This is a genomic window from Streptomyces sp. SCSIO 75703 (genome assembly GCF_036607905.1).
Classification (GTDB): Bacteria; Actinomycetota; Actinomycetes; order Streptomycetales; family Streptomycetaceae; genus Streptomyces.
The window spans coordinates 3,962,088-3,980,220 of sequence record NZ_CP144555.1; the positions used below are offsets into that span (position 1 = coordinate 3,962,088).

General features: G+C 71.9%; 15 protein-coding genes and 3 pseudogenes. 7 read left to right on the forward strand and 11 right to left on the reverse strand.

The genetic code is table 11. The features are described from left to right. Positions 1–36: 36 nt before the first annotated feature. Positions 37–2,061 carry an MFS transporter gene (locus VM636_RS17425; protein ID WP_338485095.1) on the reverse strand — a complete coding sequence of 675 codons (2,025 nt, stop codon included), beginning with the start codon at positions 2,059–2,061 and terminating at the stop codon, positions 37–39. A 239-nt stretch (positions 2,062–2,300) separates the two neighbouring features. Beyond that, positions 2,301–4,919, reverse strand: a complete 2,619-nt coding sequence (locus tag VM636_RS17430) for a D-alanyl-D-alanine carboxypeptidase (RefSeq protein ID WP_078962723.1) — start codon at positions 4,917–4,919, stop codon at positions 2,301–2,303. A 178-nt stretch (positions 4,920–5,097) separates the two neighbouring features. On the opposite strand from VM636_RS17430, the gene VM636_RS17435 reads away from it, so the two are divergent. The 3 genes from VM636_RS17435 (at position 5,098) to VM636_RS17445 (ending at position 7,636) form a co-directional block, all read left to right on the forward strand. Then, the gene (locus VM636_RS17435) at positions 5,098–5,850 is read left to right on the forward strand and encodes a GPP34 family phosphoprotein (RefSeq protein WP_030419391.1); all 753 of its coding nucleotides are present in this window, start codon (positions 5,098–5,100) and stop codon (positions 5,848–5,850) included. A 498-nt stretch (positions 5,851–6,348) separates the two neighbouring features. Further along, complete coding sequence (locus tag VM636_RS17440; protein WP_030419390.1) at positions 6,349–7,206, forward strand: helix-turn-helix transcriptional regulator; 858 nt, start codon at positions 6,349–6,351, stop codon at positions 7,204–7,206. Between the two features lie 238 nt (positions 7,207–7,444). Beyond that, positions 7,445–7,636, forward strand: coding sequence for a DUF397 domain-containing protein (locus VM636_RS17445; protein ID WP_030419389.1), 192 nt, complete (start codon positions 7,445–7,447; stop codon positions 7,634–7,636). Positions 7,637–7,857: 221 nt separating this feature from the next. Here VM636_RS17445 and VM636_RS17450 read toward each other — a convergent pair whose 3' ends face one another. Further along, positions 7,858–8,391, reverse strand: coding sequence for a glutathione peroxidase (locus tag VM636_RS17450; RefSeq protein ID WP_053914056.1), 534 nt, complete (start codon positions 8,389–8,391; stop codon positions 7,858–7,860). A gap of 324 nt (positions 8,392–8,715) precedes the next feature. After that, positions 8,716–9,729 carry a helix-turn-helix domain-containing protein gene (locus VM636_RS17455; protein ID WP_030419387.1) on the reverse strand — a complete coding sequence of 338 codons (1,014 nt, stop codon included), beginning with the start codon at positions 9,727–9,729 and terminating at the stop codon, positions 8,716–8,718. A gap of 159 nt (positions 9,730–9,888) precedes the next feature. Between VM636_RS17455 and VM636_RS17460 the strand changes: the two genes are divergently transcribed. Continuing rightward, the gene (locus VM636_RS17460; RefSeq protein WP_030419386.1) at positions 9,889–11,088 is read left to right on the forward strand and encodes an MFS transporter; all 1,200 of its coding nucleotides are present in this window, start codon (positions 9,889–9,891) and stop codon (positions 11,086–11,088) included. A 21-nt stretch (positions 11,089–11,109) separates the two neighbouring features. On the opposite strand, the gene VM636_RS17465 is transcribed toward VM636_RS17460, so the two are convergent. Next, the gene (locus VM636_RS17465; protein WP_234312539.1) at positions 11,110–11,523 is read right to left on the reverse strand and encodes a hypothetical protein; all 414 of its coding nucleotides are present in this window, start codon (positions 11,521–11,523) and stop codon (positions 11,110–11,112) included. A 156-nt stretch (positions 11,524–11,679) separates the two neighbouring features. On the opposite strand from VM636_RS17465, the gene VM636_RS17470 reads away from it, so the two are divergent. From VM636_RS17470 to VM636_RS17480, 3 genes and pseudogenes are all read left to right on the forward strand, one after another. Next, positions 11,680–12,237: a flavoprotein gene (locus VM636_RS17470; RefSeq protein WP_030419384.1), complete on the forward strand. Its 558-nt coding sequence runs from the start codon at positions 11,680–11,682 to the stop codon at positions 12,235–12,237. A 100-nt stretch (positions 12,238–12,337) separates the two neighbouring features. Continuing rightward, positions 12,338–13,156, forward strand: a complete 819-nt coding sequence (locus VM636_RS17475) for a M23 family metallopeptidase (protein WP_234340442.1) — start codon at positions 12,338–12,340, stop codon at positions 13,154–13,156. Between the two features lie 349 nt (positions 13,157–13,505). Further along, positions 13,506–13,876, forward strand: a pseudogene (locus tag VM636_RS17480) (transposase); the annotation flags it as partial. Between the two features lie 12 nt (positions 13,877–13,888). Here the strand turns inward: VM636_RS17480 and VM636_RS17485 are convergent. The 6 genes and pseudogenes from VM636_RS17485 to VM636_RS17510 form a co-directional block, all read right to left on the reverse strand. Further along, positions 13,889–14,017, reverse strand: a pseudogene (locus VM636_RS17485) (restriction endonuclease); the annotation flags it as partial. 749 nt (positions 14,018–14,766) lie between these two features. Further along, entirely contained in the window at positions 14,767–15,327 is a 561-nt protein-coding gene (locus VM636_RS17490; protein WP_078962725.1) for a hypothetical protein, read from the reverse strand. A 37-nt stretch (positions 15,328–15,364) separates the two neighbouring features. Further along, complete coding sequence (locus VM636_RS17495) at positions 15,365–16,027, reverse strand: hypothetical protein (protein WP_030419382.1); 663 nt, start codon at positions 16,025–16,027, stop codon at positions 15,365–15,367. Further along, positions 16,024–16,416 carry a hypothetical protein gene (locus VM636_RS17500; protein WP_030419381.1) on the reverse strand — a complete coding sequence of 131 codons (393 nt, stop codon included), beginning with the start codon at positions 16,414–16,416 and terminating at the stop codon, positions 16,024–16,026. The genes VM636_RS17495 and VM636_RS17500 overlap by 4 nt, the downstream gene beginning before the upstream one ends. Further along, positions 16,416–17,831: a glycoside hydrolase domain-containing protein gene (locus tag VM636_RS17505; RefSeq protein ID WP_338486390.1), complete on the reverse strand. Its 1,416-nt coding sequence runs from the start codon at positions 17,829–17,831 to the stop codon at positions 16,416–16,418. Before VM636_RS17505 ends, VM636_RS17500 begins: the two co-directional genes overlap by 1 nt. Positions 17,832–17,862: 31 nt before the next feature. Further along, positions 17,863–18,084, reverse strand: a pseudogene (locus VM636_RS17510) (IS30 family transposase); the annotation flags it as partial. Positions 18,085–18,133: the final 49 nt, after the last annotated feature.

An 18,133-nucleotide genomic window follows, 5' to 3' on the forward strand; every position in this document is an offset into this window, starting at 1 on the left:
CGTCGGAAAGCCCCCGGCGGCCGGGGGAGCGGCCGGTCACGGCTGCGCGGGAGTCACGGCCCCGGCGACCGGGGCCGGTTCCCTCAGCTCGTCCGGGCACGGCGTCCCCCGCGGCACGGTGTACGGCGCCGCCAGCCGGTACGTGCCCGCCTCCGGCGCCACCAGCAGCGTCCAGGTGTCGCCCGCGGCGTTCTCCTCCGTCTCCGCCAGGCACCCGTGGACGTTGTCGAAGGTCCGCGGCGTCCCCTGGTCGACGCGGTTCCTGGACGCCTCCGTCTCCTGCGGCGGCTCCAGCTTCCTGCCCTCCTCGTCCACCAGGCTCAGCCACGGCGAGTACGGGATGCGCACCAGGACCCGCCCCGGCCTCCGCACGTCGATGGTCCACTCGCCCTGCTCCGCCCGCTGCACCACCGCGTCCGGCTCCGCCAGCGGCGTCGGGTCGGTCACCCGGAAGAGCTGCCAGTTGGCGTCGCCCCAGATCTGCTGCAGGTACGGCAGCCCGCGCTGCACCAGCTCCCGTTCCCGCTCGCCGCCGTCACCGTCCGGCTCGTCCTTGGGCAGCACCACGAAGTGCACCGCCCAGCGGCGCAGCCACTCGTGGTAGTTCGCCGAGTTGAGGGTGTCGTCGTAGAAGAGCGGGTTGCGCTCCATGTCGGCCTGGCGGTTCCAGCCGCGGGCCAGGTTCACGTACGGGGCGAGCGCCGACGCCTCCCGGTGCGAACGGGCCGGGACGACCTCCACCCGGCCCCGCTCCGCGCCGACCTGCTGCAACTCGTTGACCAGCGGCGCCAGCTCCCGCGCCCAGGACGCGGCCGGCGTGGTGTGCACGACGTCGTCGACCGACTTGAAGCCGATCCACGCCACGAAACCGGTGAAGGCCACCACGATCGCGTACCACCTGCGCGAGCGCGGCACCGCGAACGGCAGCGCCGCCACCAGCGCCGTCCCGGCGAAGAGCATCGACAGGCGGGTGACGTTCGAGCCGATCTGCGAACTGATCAGCCAGACCAGCAGCACGGACAGCCCGTAGACCGCGGACGTGATCCGCACCGTCGTCCACGAGGACGGCACCACCAGGCACACGACGACCGCGTACACGATCGGCAGCGCCGCCGAACCGAACCCCATCGGCTGCGTGCCGGAGAACGGGAACAGCCACGCCGACAGCCCCACCACCGCGGCCGGCGCCAGCCCCAGCGCCCAGGCGCCCGGCCGCCGCTTCTGGAGGAAGAGGGCCACCGCCACCAGGCCGACGAAGAGCCCCGCCACCGGCGAGGCCATCGTGGCCAGCGCCGCCAGCGGCGCCGCGCACAGCGCCTTCGCCCAGCGCCGGTAGCGCCAGCGGTAGGGCCAGCAGAACACCACCGCGACCGCGCCCAGCGCGAACAGCGTGCCCAGCCCGAAGGTCACCCGCCCCGAGACCGCGTTGCCCATCAGCCCGAACAGGCCCGCCATCGAGGCCCACAGCGGATTGCGCACCGACCGGCCGCGGATCAGGATCAGCGTCAGCAGCCCCGCCGACAGCGTCCCCGCGATCATCATCGTGGTCCGCACCCCGAGCACCGACATCAGGTACGGCGAGACCACGCTGTACGACACCGGGTGCATGCCCCCGTACCAGGCGAGGTTGTACGCCGAGGCCGGATGCCGGCCGACGAACTCCGCCCACGCGTCCTGCGCCGCGAGGTCGCCCCCGCTGTTCGCGAACGTGAAGAACCAGACGACGTGGAGCAGACCGGCCAGTGCGGTGACGAACAGCACCGGGTGCCGGTCCACGCGACGGCGCGCGCCCGCCACGAACGCGGCGACGGACGGCGGCAGCGCACGGGCGGCGGACGCCGCCGGCGCCGGCCCGGGGGAGCCCGGGACCGGGGCACGGCCGGGGGCGGCGTCCACGGACTCGTCGGGGCCCTCGGCGGGATCGTCCGGTGTGCCCGTGCGGCCCGCACCGGTCCCGGTCATCGTGTCCCGCCCCCGGGGCGCGGGGACGCGTGGCCGCCGCTCACCGGCGTCCGGGCCCGGTTCCGCGTCGTCGGCATGTGTCGGCTCCGCACTGGCCACTCGAAGGCACTCCCCGTGTCCCGTCTCCCGCTGCCCGCAGCGTCCGCATCCGTCGTCCGTACCCCTCACCGGCGCGTCCACGCGACCGGCGACCTGCCCCGTTTCGTGACGCTAGCACGCACCCGCCGGCCCGGCTGCCGCGTCCGCCGCCCGCCCGGACACGACGGCGGCCCGCGGCCGGGGGTGCCGGCCACGGGCCACGGTCGCCGGCGGGGCCCCGCGCACGGGCCCCGCGCCGGTCAGCCCAGTCGTGTCAGCTTCGCGCCGAAGCCCGGCTCGACGAGGTCGTCCTGCAACGCCACCGGCACCTTCACCGCGCCGCTGCTGTCGCCGTCACCCACGGTGAGCGTGCCCACCTTGGTCCCGGCGGGCGCCGTGTGCGGCACGTCGTCCGCGCGGAACGTCAGCTTCACCGTCAGGCCCGGCCAGCCGACCGCCGTGACGTCCTGCGTCGCCACGACCGGCGTCCGGCCGCCGAGACCGTCGTCCACGTACCCGACGACCGTGCCCTTCTTCAGGATCGTCGACGACTCCAGCGCGGCCTGCGCGGCCCGGATCAGCTTGTCGCTGCTGTCCAGCGCGGCGGAGAGGATGGTGTTCTCCGGACCGCCCGACGGCTGGCGCACGACCGCGCCGACGATGGTCCGCGTCTCCCCGCCGACCTCCTTCTTCGCGGCGAAGAGCAGGTTGCCGAGGGCCGAGGTGGTGGTGCCGGTCTTGATGCCGACCACGTCGTTGCTGCCGACGAGCTGGTTCCAGTTGGAGTGGTTGACGCCCTTGTAGTCGTCGTACGACATCATCGCGGCGACCTCGCGGAACGCCGGCTCCCGCATCGCGGCCCTGCCCAGCTTCACCTGGTCCGTGGCCGTGCTCACCGTCGTGTTGTTCAGCCCCGACGGGTCGGTGTACGTCGTGTTCGTCATCCCGAGGTCCTTGGCGGTCTCGTTCATCTTGTCCACGAACGCCTGCTCCGACCCCGCGTCCCAGCGGGCCAGCAGCCGCGCCACGTTGTTCGCGGAAGCGATCAGAATGCTCTCCAGCGCCTCCCGCTGGGTGATCGTGTCGCCCGCGGTGACGTCGACCGTCGACTCCTGACCGGCCCGCGACTGGTCCTGCGCCGCCTGGTCGATGTCGATCTTCGGGCCGTCCTCGCCGCTCTTGAGCGGGTGCTCGCGCAGGATGACGTACGCCGTCATGACCTTGGCGACGCTCGCGATCGGCACCGGCTTCTGCGCGCCGGACGAGCCGAACGTGCCGATGCCCTGCACGTCCAGGGCGGCCTGACCGCTGGCCGGCCACGGGATGTCGACCTTGCCGCCCTCGAAGGTGAAGCTGTCCCGCGCCGTCAGGTCCAGCTCCGGCGCGGGCAGCGGGCGCATCGACTGCACGACCCCGAAGACGATCACCAGCAGGATGACCAGCGGCGTCCAGATCTTGACCCGGCGCACGGCGGTGCGCAGCGGCGTCTCCGGCGGCGGCGGGGTGTTCGTCAGCTCCGCCAGCAGGTCCAGCGGCGGCTTCGGCGGCAGCGGCTGCTGCGTCGTCCGCTCGGGCACCGCCGGGGGCACGGCGGTGCCGGGGCCCGCGGCGGGGGGCCGGGCGGCGCCCACGGGAGGCGCGGGGGGCTTGCGGGTCGCCGGGCCGTCCAGGTGCCGCAGGGCGACGAACTTGCTGGTCCGTTCCGCCTCGGTCTCCGGGCGGGGCGGCGCGGGGACGGCGGTCCCGGCGCCGGTGGCCCCGCCCTTCCCGGCGCCGCGGGCGGGCTCCGCCGGCGCGCCGTCCTCGTCGGCCGTCGTCTTCGCCTCGGCCGGACCGGTCTCGCCGCCGACCTTCAGCATCGTCGTCGGCTGGTCGACGGGCGATTTCGCGGAGGCCGGGGTACGGAAGATGGCGGTGGGCTGGTCGACGGCGGGCCCGGCGGGGGCCGAAGGGCCGTCGGGACCGTCGTCGGCCTCGGGGTCCTCACCGGACGTGGCGCCGTCGGCGTCCGGGGCGGCGGCGTCCGTGCCGTCCGCGGCGTCCGTGGCGTCGGCGGTGTCGGCGGGCTCGGTGTCCGCGGCGGGCTCGGCGTCGGGCTTGGAGGTGCCGGGCCCGGTGTCCTCGACGGAGGCCGTGGGCTTGCCGGGAGCCTTGTCGGGCTCGGTGGTGGCGGGCTCGTCGGCGGGCTCCGCGTCCGCGCCGGGCTCGGCCGGCTCGGCGTCCTTGGAGTTCTCGGTGCCCTCGGCGGGCTCGGCGGGCTCGTCCTCGGCGGAGTCCTTGCCGTCGGCTCCGGCCTTCCCGTCGGCCTTGCCTGTCTTGCCTGTCTTGCCCGCCTCGCCCGTGTCGGCGCCGGCGTCCGCGTCGTCGGCCGCCCGTTCGCAGGCGTCCTCGCGGCGGGCGTTCGCGGCCTCCCGCTGGTCGGCGGTGACGATCCACGCCGCCACGGCGTCCCGCAGGCGCCCCTCGTCCGAGGCGGGACCGTCGGCGCCCTGACCCGCGCCGCCCGTCTCGCCCGTGTCTTCCCCGCCCTCGGCCTCGGCACCGTCGGCGTCCGCGTCCTGCGACGCGCCGTCGGTCCCCGACTCCGACCCCGCACCGCCGGCCCCGGTGTCCCCGTCCGTCGTCTCCGCGTCCCCGTCCGTCTCGGGCACCGTCAGCACCCGGGTGGCGGTGTCGACGCCGCCCCGGGGCTCCGCGGCCGTGCCCGGCGCTCCGGCGGACTCCCGGGTCACCGAGAGCCGGGGGTCACGGGCCTCGGTGTCCTCCGCCCCCGCCCTGGCCTCGGGGACCGGACCCGCGCTTCCCGACGCCGGGTCTTCCGACGACTCACGCTGCTTCGACCTGTCGGGGGACTCGCCCGCCACCGATGCCTCCTCCATGCGCCGCACGTCCTGTGTGCGCTACCGAACCATGTACCAGTGTCCTGTGTTACGGGGAGAACCCACGCGTCAGACGAGTACGACATACCTACCGGTTCCCTTACGAACCGGTCACGCACCCTCGACAGACCAATGTGAGAGGGGTCACCCTGTCATTCATCCACGCGGGGAGGCATGGATGGGCAGGAGCCGCAGAACACTTCCGGAGGAGCTTCTGTTGCTGGCTTTGGACCCGACCACGGGTACCACGGCACAGCCGCAGTCGCTCGATCTCGGTCTGGCCGGAGCACAGCTCGTCGAGCTGGCGCTGGCCGGACGGATAGCCCCAGACGGGGATCGTATCGCCGTGGTCGTGCCACGGCCGACTGGAGACCCAACCCTGGACAGTGCGTTGGAGTTGCTGCGCAGGCGCGGCGCTCCGGTACGCGCCGTCCACTGGATCGGCGGGCCGCGTCTCGGGCTCCGCCAGACCTACCTCTCACATCTGGAGCGCTGCGGCATGGTCGCCGCGGTACCGGGCCAGATGTGCGGGGTGCTGCCGACGACTCGCTACCAGGCGACGGACACGGCGATCAGCCGGGAGATCAGGGCCCGGCTGGACTCGGCGATCCGCACCGGCGTACCGCCGGACCCGCGGACCGCGGCGCTCGCCGCGCTGGCCCACGCGGTCGGTCTCGGCAAGCACCTGTACCCGGGCAACGAAGGACGTTCCTCACGGTCCCGCCTGCGGGACCTCATCCGGCACGACCCCATGGGCGGGCTGGTGGCACACGCCGTGATGGACGTCCAGAACGGCGTGGCGGCGCAACCACGCCGGACCGCGGCCGGCCGGCAGGCCGGAGGTCCCGGAGCCCGGTCCGCTCCGGAACCCGCCCGCGGTGTGCCGGCGCAGCCGCGCCACGGATCGATGGCGCGCGCGGCGGTCCACTGACCCGGAGCCCCGAAGGGGCCGGCAGGTGAGGCCCCGCGGGCCGCACCACGGGCGGACGACCGCACCACACCACCACACACCGCACCACGGAACACCGAGCACCAGGGCACCAGGGCACCGGAGCACCGAGCACCGGAGCACCGGAGCACCGAAGCGAGAACGACAGAGCACCACCACGCGTACCGGCGGCGGACCGCCGTACGCACCACACCCGCACCGCCGTACCGGACGTCCCCCAGGACCCGGTCACGGGAGCCACAGGCCGGCGCGGGGCGACGGAACGCGACCGCACGTCCGGAGCACCGGACGCCGGCGCGGTACGGTCGCCCCGCGCCGCCGTTTTTACCGCACGGTGCGGGCAGACACACCGAAGTGGCGCCTACGCGGCGCATATCGACCGTTTCCCAGCGGTAGAAAGCACCTTGGTGGCAATCTGCTCAGCAGCAGATACGCAAAGTGGCAAGTATGAGTCACGCAGCAGCCGGAGGTGCACGCCCCGTGGCGTCCAATGTCAATCCCACCGTCAGGCGGCGCCGTCTGGGCCAGGAGCTGCGCCGGCTCCGCGAGCTCAAGGGCATGACCGCGGAGGAGGTGGCCGAACGGCTCCTGGTCTCCCAGTCGAAGATCAGCCGCCTGGAGAACGGCCGGCGCAGCATCAGCCAGCGCGACGTCCGTGACCTGTGCGGGGTCTACGAGGTCGCCGACCAGCGGATCGTCGACTCGCTGATGCAGATGGCCAAGGACTCGCGCCAGCAGGGCTGGTGGCACGCGTTCGGGGACATCCCGTACAGCGTCTACATCGGCCTGGAGACGGACGCGGAGTCGCTGCGGACCTACGAGCCCCAGATCATCACGGGCCTGCTCCAGACCCGTTCGTACGCCGAGGCCCTCATCCAGGGCGCCCTGCCCGAGACGTCGGTCGCCGACATCGAGAAGCGGGTCCAGGTGCGGATACGGCGACAGGAGCGCGTCACCGCCGACGCGAACCCGCTGCGGCTGTGGGTCGTCCTCGACGAGGCCGCCCTGCACCGGGTGGTGGGCAGTCGCCAGGTCATGCGCGAACAACTGGAGCACGTGGCGGAGATGTCGCAGCTCCCGCACATCACCGTGCAGGTGCTGCCGTTCGACGTCGGGGCGCACCCGGGCATCAACGGGCAGTACTCGATCCTGGAGTTCGCCGACACGGCCGATTCGAGCGTGGTCTACCTGGAGGGCGTCACGAGCGACCTGTACCTGGAGAAGGCACAGGACGTGCAGAAGTACACGGTGATGTACGAGCACCTGCGGGCGCAGGCCCTGAACGTGGACCAGTCGCGGCAGCTCATCGAGGACATGGCGAAGGGGTACGCCCGCTGAGCCCCGAAGGCCGGAAAGGCGGGAAAGGCGGGGGATGCTACACCCCGGCCGGGTCGTCCTGGAAGAGTCCCTTGGAATATGCCATCCGGTCGGGTGAATGCCTGCTCCGAACGTGGAGGTCAGCGAGTAGCGTCGATCACGCCAACGAAGCACAGGACATTGGCGTAATCCGTGCCGCGGCCCCGCGGGCCCGTGGCGCGGCGACAGTGACTCAGCAACTCTGGCCATCGGAGCAGACATGGCAATTCTTCAGGGCGCCACGGATTCATGGACCAAGTCCTCCTACTCCGGAGGAAACGGCGCGTGCGTCGAAGTGAAGTCCCCGGTCACGGCGGCGCTCGCCGTCCGTGACTCGAAGGTCCCCGAGGGCCCGGTGCTGGCGTTCCCCGCCGACGCGTGGAACGTCTTCGTGGCCTCGGTCAAGGGCTGACGACCCGACGGTCGCCGACCCCGCCGAGCACACCGGTCCACGGCAAGCACCACGCGGCAAGCACCACGAGTACCGGAACACCGCAACTCCCCGGCGCCGACCTCGTCGACGCCACCGGCAGGGCTCTCTCGACCAGTTCGCCGACCTCGCCGAGAGGGCCCTGCCCGGCCCCGTGCCGCCCCGCCGACCAGGGGCGGCGCGTGGGCCGGGCCGGTCCGGCATCAGCCGGCCAGTGCCTCCTCCACGGCCGCCACGACCTCCGCCGCCTCCGGCTCCGTCCGCGGCGAGAAGCGGGCGGCCACCGCACCGTCCCGCCCGATCAGGAACTTCTCGAAGTTCCAGCGCACGTCCCCGCTGTGCCCCTCCGCGTCGGCGAAAGCGGTCAGCCGCTCGTAGAGCGGATGCCTCCCCGGCCCGTTGACCTCGACCTTCTCCGTCATCGGGAAGGTGACACCGTAGGTCGCCGAGCAGAACTCGGCGATCTCCTCGGCGCTGCCCGGCTCCTGCCCGAGGAACTGGTTGCACGGCACCCCGAGCACGGTGAAGCCGCGCTCGGCGTACCGCTCGTGCAGCCGCTCCAGACCCTCGTACTGCGGGGTCAGCCCGCACTTCGAGGCCACATTGACCACCAGCACGACCCGGCCCGCGTACTGGCCGAGGTCCGCCGGCCCGCCCTGGAGGGCGCCGACCTGCACATCGAGGGGAGAGGGGGCCGTACCGCCCCCGGCGGTCTGTCCGTTCACAGTGCTCGTCATGCCCGGATGCTAACGGTGCCCTTCCCACGCCGGGCGGACCCGGCCCCCGCCCCCGACGACGCCGGGCGGACCCGGCCCCCGCAGACGCCGGGCGCCGCTCCCGCCCTGGAGGACCATGCCCCCGGCCACACCGGGCCCCGCTCCTCGCCGCCTCGGGACCCGCCTGTCACGTCGGCCGTCCGTGCCCCCCGCCCCGGAGGGCCGTAGCCCCGCCCCGGAGGGCCGCGCCCCGGCCGCACCGGGCCCGCCGCACCGGGCCCACCGTCGCCTCGGCAGTCGGTGCCACCCGGCCCCTGCCCGGTCCGCCGCGGGCGGACCCGTCGGTCAGCCCCGCGTCCTGTCCCGCGCCGGCCCGTCCACCCGCCGCCCGGCCCCGCCCCCGGCCTCCACCAGGACCTCCCCGGCCGCCGTCCGCGAGTACAGCACCGAGCGCCCCGCCCGCCGCCGCTCCACCAGACCCGCGTCGAGCAGCACCCGCAGGTGCCGTCCCACCGAGCCGAGGCTCTGTCCGGTCACCCCGACGAGCTGGCTGGTGCTCATCGGCGTCCCGAGCAGCGCCAGCACCCCGGCCCGGGACGGACCGAGCAACGCGCCCAGCGCCCCCGGCACCGGCCGGGCCCGGTCGTCCGCGAGGACCCCGGCGCACGGGTAGACCACCGCGTACCGCTCCGCCTCCTCCCACGACACCCACCCCTGCCGCTGCGGCGTCACCGGGACGAGGAGCAACTCCCCGCCGGTGAGGGTCCGGGGCGGATGCGCGTGCAGGTTGACCTGGAGCCGGTCGCCACCGAGCCAGCGCGTCCTCCCCGGCCGCAGGGCGTCCAGCGCCGCCGCCCAGCCACCCCGGCTGACCTGCGCCGTGCGCGCGACCACATCCGCCTCCAGCACCCGCCGACGCCGCTCCCAGGACGGCCGTACGGCGTGCTCCCACACGAACTCCAGCAGCGCGGCGGCCCGTTCGCCCAGGTCGTCGCGGTCCAGGGCGCTCGGCAACGGGCCGCCAAGCGAGACCGTGAGATCCGCGCGGGCCACCTCGCCGGGCGCCGCCCGCACGCGCGCGAGCCCCGCCGCCAGGGTCTCGCCCTCCCGAGGGGCGGGCGTGAGGAAGTCGGCGATCCAGCCCCGGCCGATCCCGGCTCGCACCAGCAGCGCGGCCACCGGATCGTCGGCCAGCCGGGCCCGGTAGGCGGGCAGATGGGCGTCCAGCCACTGCCGTTCGCCCGGGTGCGCCGCCTCCCCGGCGTGCAGCAGCTTCAGGCAGGCGAAGGTCTCGGCCAGCGGCGAGACACGGAACCGGCTCCGCGCGAGCGTGTCCGCGCTGACCTGCCACCACCCCATGCCCGGCCCCCGCCCACGCCGTCGCTCCGCCCGCCGGCCCCGTCCGCCCGCCCTCGCCCCGCTCCCGCGAACCCCTTGGTCCGGGCACGGACCGGACCCGCCCTTTCGCGCACCGGCGAAACAGTAACGGCCCCGGCCGGAGCGCCGCATGCTCTCCGCATGGCCGCCGACATCCGCTACCGAGACCTGTTCCGCACCCCCGAGTTCACCCCGCTCTTCATCTCCTCCTCCGCCTCCATCAGCGCCCAGACGGTCAGCGGACTCGCCCTCGGCACCCTCGTGTTCCGGGCGACGAACTCACCGCTGCTCTCCGCCGTGAGCATGTTCGGCCCGTCCCTCGCCCAGGTGGTGGGCGCGACGTTCCTCCTGTCCGGCGCCGACCGGCTGCCCCCGCGCACGACCCTGGCGGGCATCTCCCTGGCCTTCGCCCTCACCACGGCGCTCCTCGCCACGCCCGGCCTGCCGGTCTGGGCCGTCTTCGCCATCGTCCTCGTCCAGGGACTGATCGCCTCCCTCGGCGGCGGCGTCCGCTGGGGCCTGCTCAACGAGATCCTGCCCGAGAAGGGCTACCTGACCGGGCGTTCCGTCTTCAACATGATGACCGGCCTCCTCCAGATCGCCGGATTCGCGGCCGGCGGCCTCCTGGTGGCCCTCCTCTCCCCGCGCGCCACCCTGCTGCTCGCCGCCCTGCTCTACGCCGCCGCGGCGCTGCTCGCCCTCCGGCTCACCCGGCGCCCGCCCCGCGCCACCGGCCGCCCCTCCGTCGCGGCGACCCGCCGGGCCAACGCCGCCCTGTGGTCCTCCCGGCCCCGCCGCCACGTCTACCTCGCCCTGTGGCTGCCCAACGGCCTCGTCGTCGGCTGCGAATCCCTCTACGTCTCCTACGAACCCCGCGCCGCCGGAACCCTCTTCGCGGGTGCGGCGCTCGGCATGTTCACCGGCGACGTGCTGGTCGGGCGCCTGCTGCCGGCCCGGCTCCGCCCGCACCTCGGCATCCCGCTCCTGGTGCTGCTGGCCGCCCCGTACCTGGTGTTCTTCCTGCGTCCGCCGCTGCCTGTGGCGACCGTGCTGGTCGCCCTGGCCTCCGTCGGCTTCGGCGCCTCCCTGGTCCAGCAGGAACGCCTCGTCGGCCTCACCCCCGACGACCTCACCGGCCACGCCCTCGGTCTGCACTCCGCCGGGATGCTCACCATGCAGGGCGTCGCCGCGGCGCTCGCGGGCACCGTCGCCCAGTTCACCTCCCCGGCCACGGCGATGACGGCGATGGGCCTCGCCTCCCTCACCGTGACCGTCGCGCTGACCGCGACCAGCCGCCGTACGACCCCCGGCGGGGGCCTGCTGCCCCTCCGGGCGGCCTGAGCGCCGGACCGGCCCCGGGGCTCAGCACAGGGCGGACGCCTCGCGGTCGGCGAGGATCTCTACCAGCAACTCCCCGTCCTTTGGGCCCTCGACGGCGAGGTGGGCGGTGGTGCCGTCCACCTCCTTGACGAAGCACCCCGGCACGTCCGTGCCGCGCCAGCCCGCCGCCGGGGCCGCCCCGCCGTAGTGGCGCAGCGCCTGCGCGGCGGAGCCGCCGTACCGGTACGCGGCCCCCGCGACGACCCGCCGGTCGTCGTCGTCACAGCCCCGGTAACGCTCCCGCTGCCGTGCCCCCTCGGGCGCGGCGCCGAGCACGGACTCCCGGGCCAGTACGGCCCCGAGCCGCTCCTCCCGCTCCCCGCACCCGTACTCCGCGAGGAACGCCACCGCGGGCACCCCCACCCCCACCAGGCCCACGAGCCCGGCAACCAGCACGATCCCGCGTGTCCCCGCCCCGACTCTCCCCATGCCCACGGACGCTAGCGCACGCACCCGCCCAGGGAGCCCGCGAGCAGGCCGGGAAACGCCGCCACCGGCCGCCGACGTACGCTGCCGGAACGACGTCCGAGCCGCCACCCCGGGGAGTGCCGCGTGACCGAACCGACCGAGACGGCCCAGAAACCCTTCCTGTACGTCGTCGTCTGCGCGAGCGGCGTCGCCGGGGAGGCCGGCACGCTGGTCACGGCGGCCCAGCGGGCCGGCTGGGACGTCGGCGTCGTCGCCACGCCGCAGGGGCTCCGCTTCCTCGACGCCGAGGCGATCGAGGAGCTGACGGGATACCCGATCCGCTCCGCCTGGCGCGCGCCGGGCGAACCGCGGCCCCTGCCGCCGCCGGACGCCATCGCGGTCGCCCCGGCCACCTTCAACACCCTCAACAAGTGGGCGGCGGGCATCTCGGACACCCTCGCCCTGGGCATCCTGTGCGAGGCGTACGGCATGGGCGTCCCGACCGTCGTCCTGCCCTGCCTGAACTCCGCCCAGGCCGCCCACCCCGCCTACCGCGAGAGCCTGGCCCGCCTGCGCGGCATGGGCATCCGCTTCGGCTCCCACGAGCCCCACCGCGCCAAGTCCGGCGGGGGAGCGGACACGTTCCGCTGGGAGGAGGCCCTGGACCTGCTGGCGCAGGCGGCACCACGGGACCCCGCGTAGGGACCCCGCCCTTGGCCGCCGCCCCCACCCGCACACCCGCCCGCGGGCAGGACCCGACGGCGGGCCTCCCCTCGGAACCCACGAAGAACGAGGTACACCGGTGCGGCCCACGACCCTGCGCACCCGCCACGGCCTGTTCCTGGCCGTGGGCGCGCTCTGCGTCCTGCTGAACCGGCAGGGGCTCGGCCCCCTCTGGTACACGGGGGTCGCCCTGCTGGCCCTGAGCATGCTGCTGCGCTGGTCCCTGTGGCGCACCCAGCGCCCCCCGCGGGGGCGGACCCCGGTACGGGTCGGGGTGCCGGTGACCGGACGGTGGCGGGCGCTCAACAGCCCCGCGACCAAGGTGCCGAGCCACACCCACAGCCATGCGCAGACCTACGCCATCGACCTGACCCACCACCCCGCCGGGCGGCCCACTCCGGCGTTCCACTGGCTCCGGCCCTTCGGCGTCCGCCCGCACCACTACCCGGCGTTCGGCAGTCCGGTGCTCGCCCCGGCCGACGGGGCCGTCGTCGCGGTGGTCGACGGCACCCGGGACCACCTCTCGCGCACCTCGCTGCCGGGACTGCTCTACCTCGTCGTGGAAGGCTTCGTGCGCGGCATGGGATGGCCGCGCCACCTGTGGGGCAACCACGTCGTCCTGAAGCTGGACGAGGGCGTCTACGCCGGTTTCGCACACCTGAGGCGCGGTTCACCGTGCGTGGCCGTGGGCGACACCGTCAAGGCCGGCGAGCGGCTGGCGGAATGCGGCAACTCGGGCAACTCCTCCGAACCGCACCTCCACTTCCAGCTCATGAACGGGCCGGACCCGGAGACGGCCCAGGGCCTGCCCTTCGCGTGGCACTACGAGGACGACGACGGCGCGCGACACACGGGCGTCCCCGCGGACCTGGTCCACTTCACCCCGGCACCGCCGTGACGTCCGTCGGCCGGAGCAGTGCCTCCCATGGCACGGCCACGCGAGGGCACCCGGCAACCGCGGGCGGGGGAGCGGTTCCGCACGGCCACGGGAGGGCGAGGACGCTGAACGACGACGAGCCGGCCGTCGCCAGGACCAGCCGGTGGGTCGGCTACGCGGGCCTGGCCTTGGCCCTGGGCTGGGCCTGTGGCCGACCCTGACCGTGTTCCTCGTCCACGGCCGAGGGACTGAGGACGCCTCCCGGTCCCGGCACCGGGACGCCGCCCGCGTTTCACCGGCCTCGTGACGACCGCCACCGCCCCACCGCCCCACCGCCACCGCCATCGCGACGAGCGCCATCAGCGCGTCCTCCGCGGGTAACACCCACGACAGCGAAGGACTGAAGCCGATGGTGGAGGGTCACCAAACGAGACACGACCCCCACAACGGCCGGTACTTCAAGCCGCAACGCCTGCACGCCGACAAGGCATACGACCGGGCTGATCTGCGCAGATGACTCCGGGGCAAGCGGATCGGCGTGCGCATCGCCCGCAAGGGCATCGAGTCCAGCGAACGATTAGGGCGCCGCCGCTGGGTCATCGAGCGGACCCAACGCCCTGGCTGTCCGGCTACCGCCGGCTCAGCCCCCGCTACGAACGCGATCCCCGCAATTACCTGGCCTTTCTCGGCCTCGCCGCCGCCCTGTGCTGCTACAAGCGATTCATCCGCCTCACCACGTAGGACACGGTCTTAGAACCGGGCGTGATGCAGCGCGTCCAGCTGAGCCAGCCCGTACCGCAAGCCCTGCGCGCGGACTTGCTCCCACCTGGCTTGCTGCTGCTTCCGGTGAAGCCAGCCGCCGGCGGCCTGAGCCAGCCACAGCCCAGTGCGCCGACCTCCTCTGAGCGTGGACTGTGCAGGGACCGGCGGGGGCGGGGGCGCGAGTTCCTCTCCCCGCGCCCCCGGGGAGCGAACAGGGCCAGCACGGCCAGGGATTACGGCTCAGGAGTCGCCGTGTTCCGTGCGCTCAAGCCTCTCGACTGTGATGTGAGGATGCTTGGGCGGTGTGTGACCAGCGTCTCGCACTGTCAGTTCCGTCGGCCAGGAGGTGCCGGGGTACAGGCCGACGACTTCCATTGATGCGCCCGCTGTATGGTCGAATCCGTTGGGACCCGTGACCCGGATGGTGAAACGGTAGAAGGCACGCTTGCTACCACTGTTGGTGACCTTGACTGGGATGGTCAGCGTGTCTCCGTGAGCTGTCGGTGTGTACACCGTCAGATCGTCCTTGCGCGCTACAGGAGCCCCGAAGTCTTCTTCGGATGTTCCTGCGACGCGCGAAGGGGTAATCACCTCGCCTGGAGGGGCCACCTCGCGCCGCTGCCGCTCGGCCTCGTCTGCAGCTGCCTCTGTCCTTCCCTCCTCCGACGTCCCGGATGAGGCACGAGGGCCGGGGGTTGCCGCAGACGGGCTGACGGGACTTCCATCCCCGATCGATTGGACCTCTCTTTGATCGGTCCCGCGCTGTTGCGCGGCAGAGTGGTCGGATCCGCACCCCGTCAGTAGGAGAGTGCTCGACAATGTGCAGGCCAGGACAGATGGCACGCTGGTACGCAGAAGCCTAGACATGGTCAGTCGCACGGTGCTACGGACCTGACTCGGTCGATGATCGCGACGCCGTCTGACCACATGATCGCAGTCACCTGGGAACAATTGTTCCAGCCGGCGTCGCGGTTTCCCTCGCCTTTGGCCGGGCCTGCGTACTGCGAAAAGGTCCCCTCGTCTACCTTGCAAGCCACTCCAGTCCGGTTCGGGCACAGCTTCAACTTCATCTGCTTTGCCACGCCGAGGTTGTTGTCGAACACTGCACAAGCCCCCGACACGCTGGTCGTGGATCTCGTGTACGTGTACAGGGTGCCGAATCGGCGCGCGTCCGGGAGTCGCTCGACGAACTCGAGTTCGTACCCGGATCCGCACAGTGTTGCGGTGGCGCTAACAGCGGCAGGGTTCTCCGCCGCGATAGCACGCGTCTGGGCGTCACGCGCTCCGTTCTCGGAGAACTTAACACTCGTTCCGGGGACGAGCATGCTGGTGCTTGAGGGGGCGTGGTCTTGGGCCAGAGCCTGAGGGGTGACTGCGAGAATGGAGACGAGAGCAGCAGCCGGGGCAATGGCACGTATCAGTCTGTGCATGGGAGTCAGGTGTTCCCTTTTTCGAGGATTCGCTGGTTCAGAGGTAGGCCGCAGCCCTTTTGCGGCGGTTCGGAAGGAATGGGTCGATGGATCCAGCGCCGGACCCGGGGTCGGCCTCCTCTCCGCGGATTCGGCGGGCAAGACTGGCCAGTCCGGGATCACCGGGGCGAACGTCGATCTGGAAGTGGGACTCCTTGACCGGCTTTGCGTGTCCGCCCCAGCGGATGACGCCCTGGCAGTCAGCGAGGATGTCCGCGACGACGACCTTCTCGAGATCGGACACCCCTGTGCCCCTCTGCGCTCCCAACGGGTAGAAGAGCGGGCGGATCGCAATCGCGGTACCGGAGAGGTAGTTCGACTCGAAGCCGGCCCCCACGGCGCGGTGGTCGGTGTGGCCCTGGACGTCGCCGGGGCGGAGCATATCGATCTCGTACGCGAACCGGCGGGCCACATACAGCAGCACCGTGGCCACGTCGCCCTTCAGTAGTGGCACGTTGACGCTGGTACCTTCGATGCGAAAGGTGTCGGTGTGGCTGTCGTCGATGACGGGCCAGCGGTTCTGCGTTCGTCTGCCGCGCCACGCACTCTGCTCAGAGGCGGCTGCGGCGCTGGGAGTGTTGGCGAGGAGGGTTCCCGCAGCGAGGCCCGCGGTAATGACGAGGGTCTGACGGCGGGTGAATATGTGAGCAGTGTCGCTCAACGCGTATGTCCTTTCCGGTAGCGGCGGTAGGCAAGGACCGCCAACGTCACCAGACAGCTGACCAACACGGCCATACAGGTGAACAGGAGTGGATTGACCCAGCCGCTCACAAGTTCCTTCCGCTCACCGTCGTCCCAGTAGCAGGTGGCGTGCAGCGGGAAAGTGCCGTCCTCGTAGCGGTCGAAGCGGACGATAGGGCGCATGTCGGGGAAGTCGGGGCATGCATGCGAGGGGAAGGCGAAGTGGACCTGAAACCAGCCGAGCAGGTAGCACAGGGTTCCAGTGGTGGTGGATGCCTTGATCAGGCCGAGGAGCCGTCGGCCCTTTTTGACGCGTACGAAGGCCAGACCAAATCCAACGAAGAGCGCCGCCAGGATCCAGGAATCCATCAGGCTGAACTGTCCGCGAACAGCCTGGCGTGGTTGGACTTCATCTTCGCCTGGCTGCGGGCCTCCAGCCCGGCATGAGCGATCAGTGTATCCGCGAAGCCAAGGCAGTAATTCCTCAGCCTGTCCTCCGGAAGTAGATGAGAAAGGACCATGGCGACTCCTCCCGTCTGCTGTTCGAGGGAGATACGTCCGAGATTGATGAGCGGATCATCGATCGATGTGAGGATGTAGAACGCCGCATCCGCTGCGGTGGCCTGTGAGGTGCCGAACCGCTTGGCGAGATAGTCCCTGAACCTGGTTACCCCGCCGGTCTTCTCGTAGTGATCGCGCAGGGCCGTGGTGATGGGCACGCCGGACCGCATCTTCTCGGCAAGGAGGAACCCGTCAGCGTCCTCGATGAGGTCGTCGAAGCTGAACGAGGAGAGCGTACCGACCTTGCCGAGGCGTTCGGTGCAGTAGGTGTAGCCGGAGGCGTAGGAGTCGCTGTCGCGACGCCATTCCCCGTAGAACGTCATGAGGTCCCCGGCCCACCCGGCCACGTCACCCCGGTTGGCCTTGTGCGTATCGGACAGAGGTGGCTTGATCATGTGTCCCGCCGCGGTGGCCAGCAGGTGCTGTGGGCGCAGGGTCTGGCCCGTGAAGGGGTCAGTGAAGTCGGACATCAGTTCCGCACCTCGGCTGTTGGCGTAGTCGATGAACGACCAGTCGACTTCTCCGATCAGGCTCTTCCACTCGAACCCCGCATAGCGCTTCTGTCGGTAATAGTCCGTGATCAGCCGGTTCGGATCGCCCTTTCCGTAACTCTTGGCGAGGCTGTACAACTGGTCGATGTTCGCGAGAAGGTCCGCGGCGGGGGACACGGCACGGTTGACGGTCTTCTGGCCGTCGTCGGAGCCGACCCGGTGCGCGTCGCGGTCCAGCCAGAACGTGTCACTGCCGTTGGTGACCTGGTACTCCTTGATCTGGTTGAACGACCAGTTCGCCGGCAGGGGAAAGCCGAGGTTGCCGGAGAATCCCCAGGACATGCCGGAGACGAACGAGTACGCGGCGTAAGTCTCCTTCGTTACCTCCGCGCACACGTTCCGTGAGCCGTACACTCCGTGGAGGTACCGCTTGCCCCTGGACGCGAGGCCGGAGGTGACCCCGCGGAAGTACTCCAGGATGTGCGGCATGTCCTCCTGGGTGGCGTCGTAGTCGACAGCGAAATAGATCACGGTGCCCCGGTTGAAGCCGAAATGAACGGCTTGATCATGGGCAAGCTGGCTGTGTTTGTAGCCATTGCCCCAGTAGTACTCCGACAGGCTCCTGCCATTGTCCTGGAAGATCGGGAAGACGCGCAGCCCGGCCTTGAAAATGTTGTCGAGCTCACCCGGCTCCAGCATCTTCGATCCGCCGCCGGTCGATGCCTCGTTGATGTACCGGCCGACATACCGGTAGCCATCGGCGTATCGCGATCTCCTCGCGCTCCTCGAAGCTCAGGTAGCGGCCGGTGGGCTCGGCCAGAGAGATCGGCGCCATGCCGCCAGCGTGACGGAACCACCGAGAGCCGACCGGCACCGACACCCCGACCGCCAGCGATGCCTCAGCCGTCGTGACGCCCGTGGCGATCAGCCGCCAGAACTGCCGCTGCACCACCCGAGACGGATCAGGCCGGCCAGGCGAGCGCATCGCCGGCCTCAGCACCCGGTCAGCACGCCACTGCCGCCGAAGTTCCGCG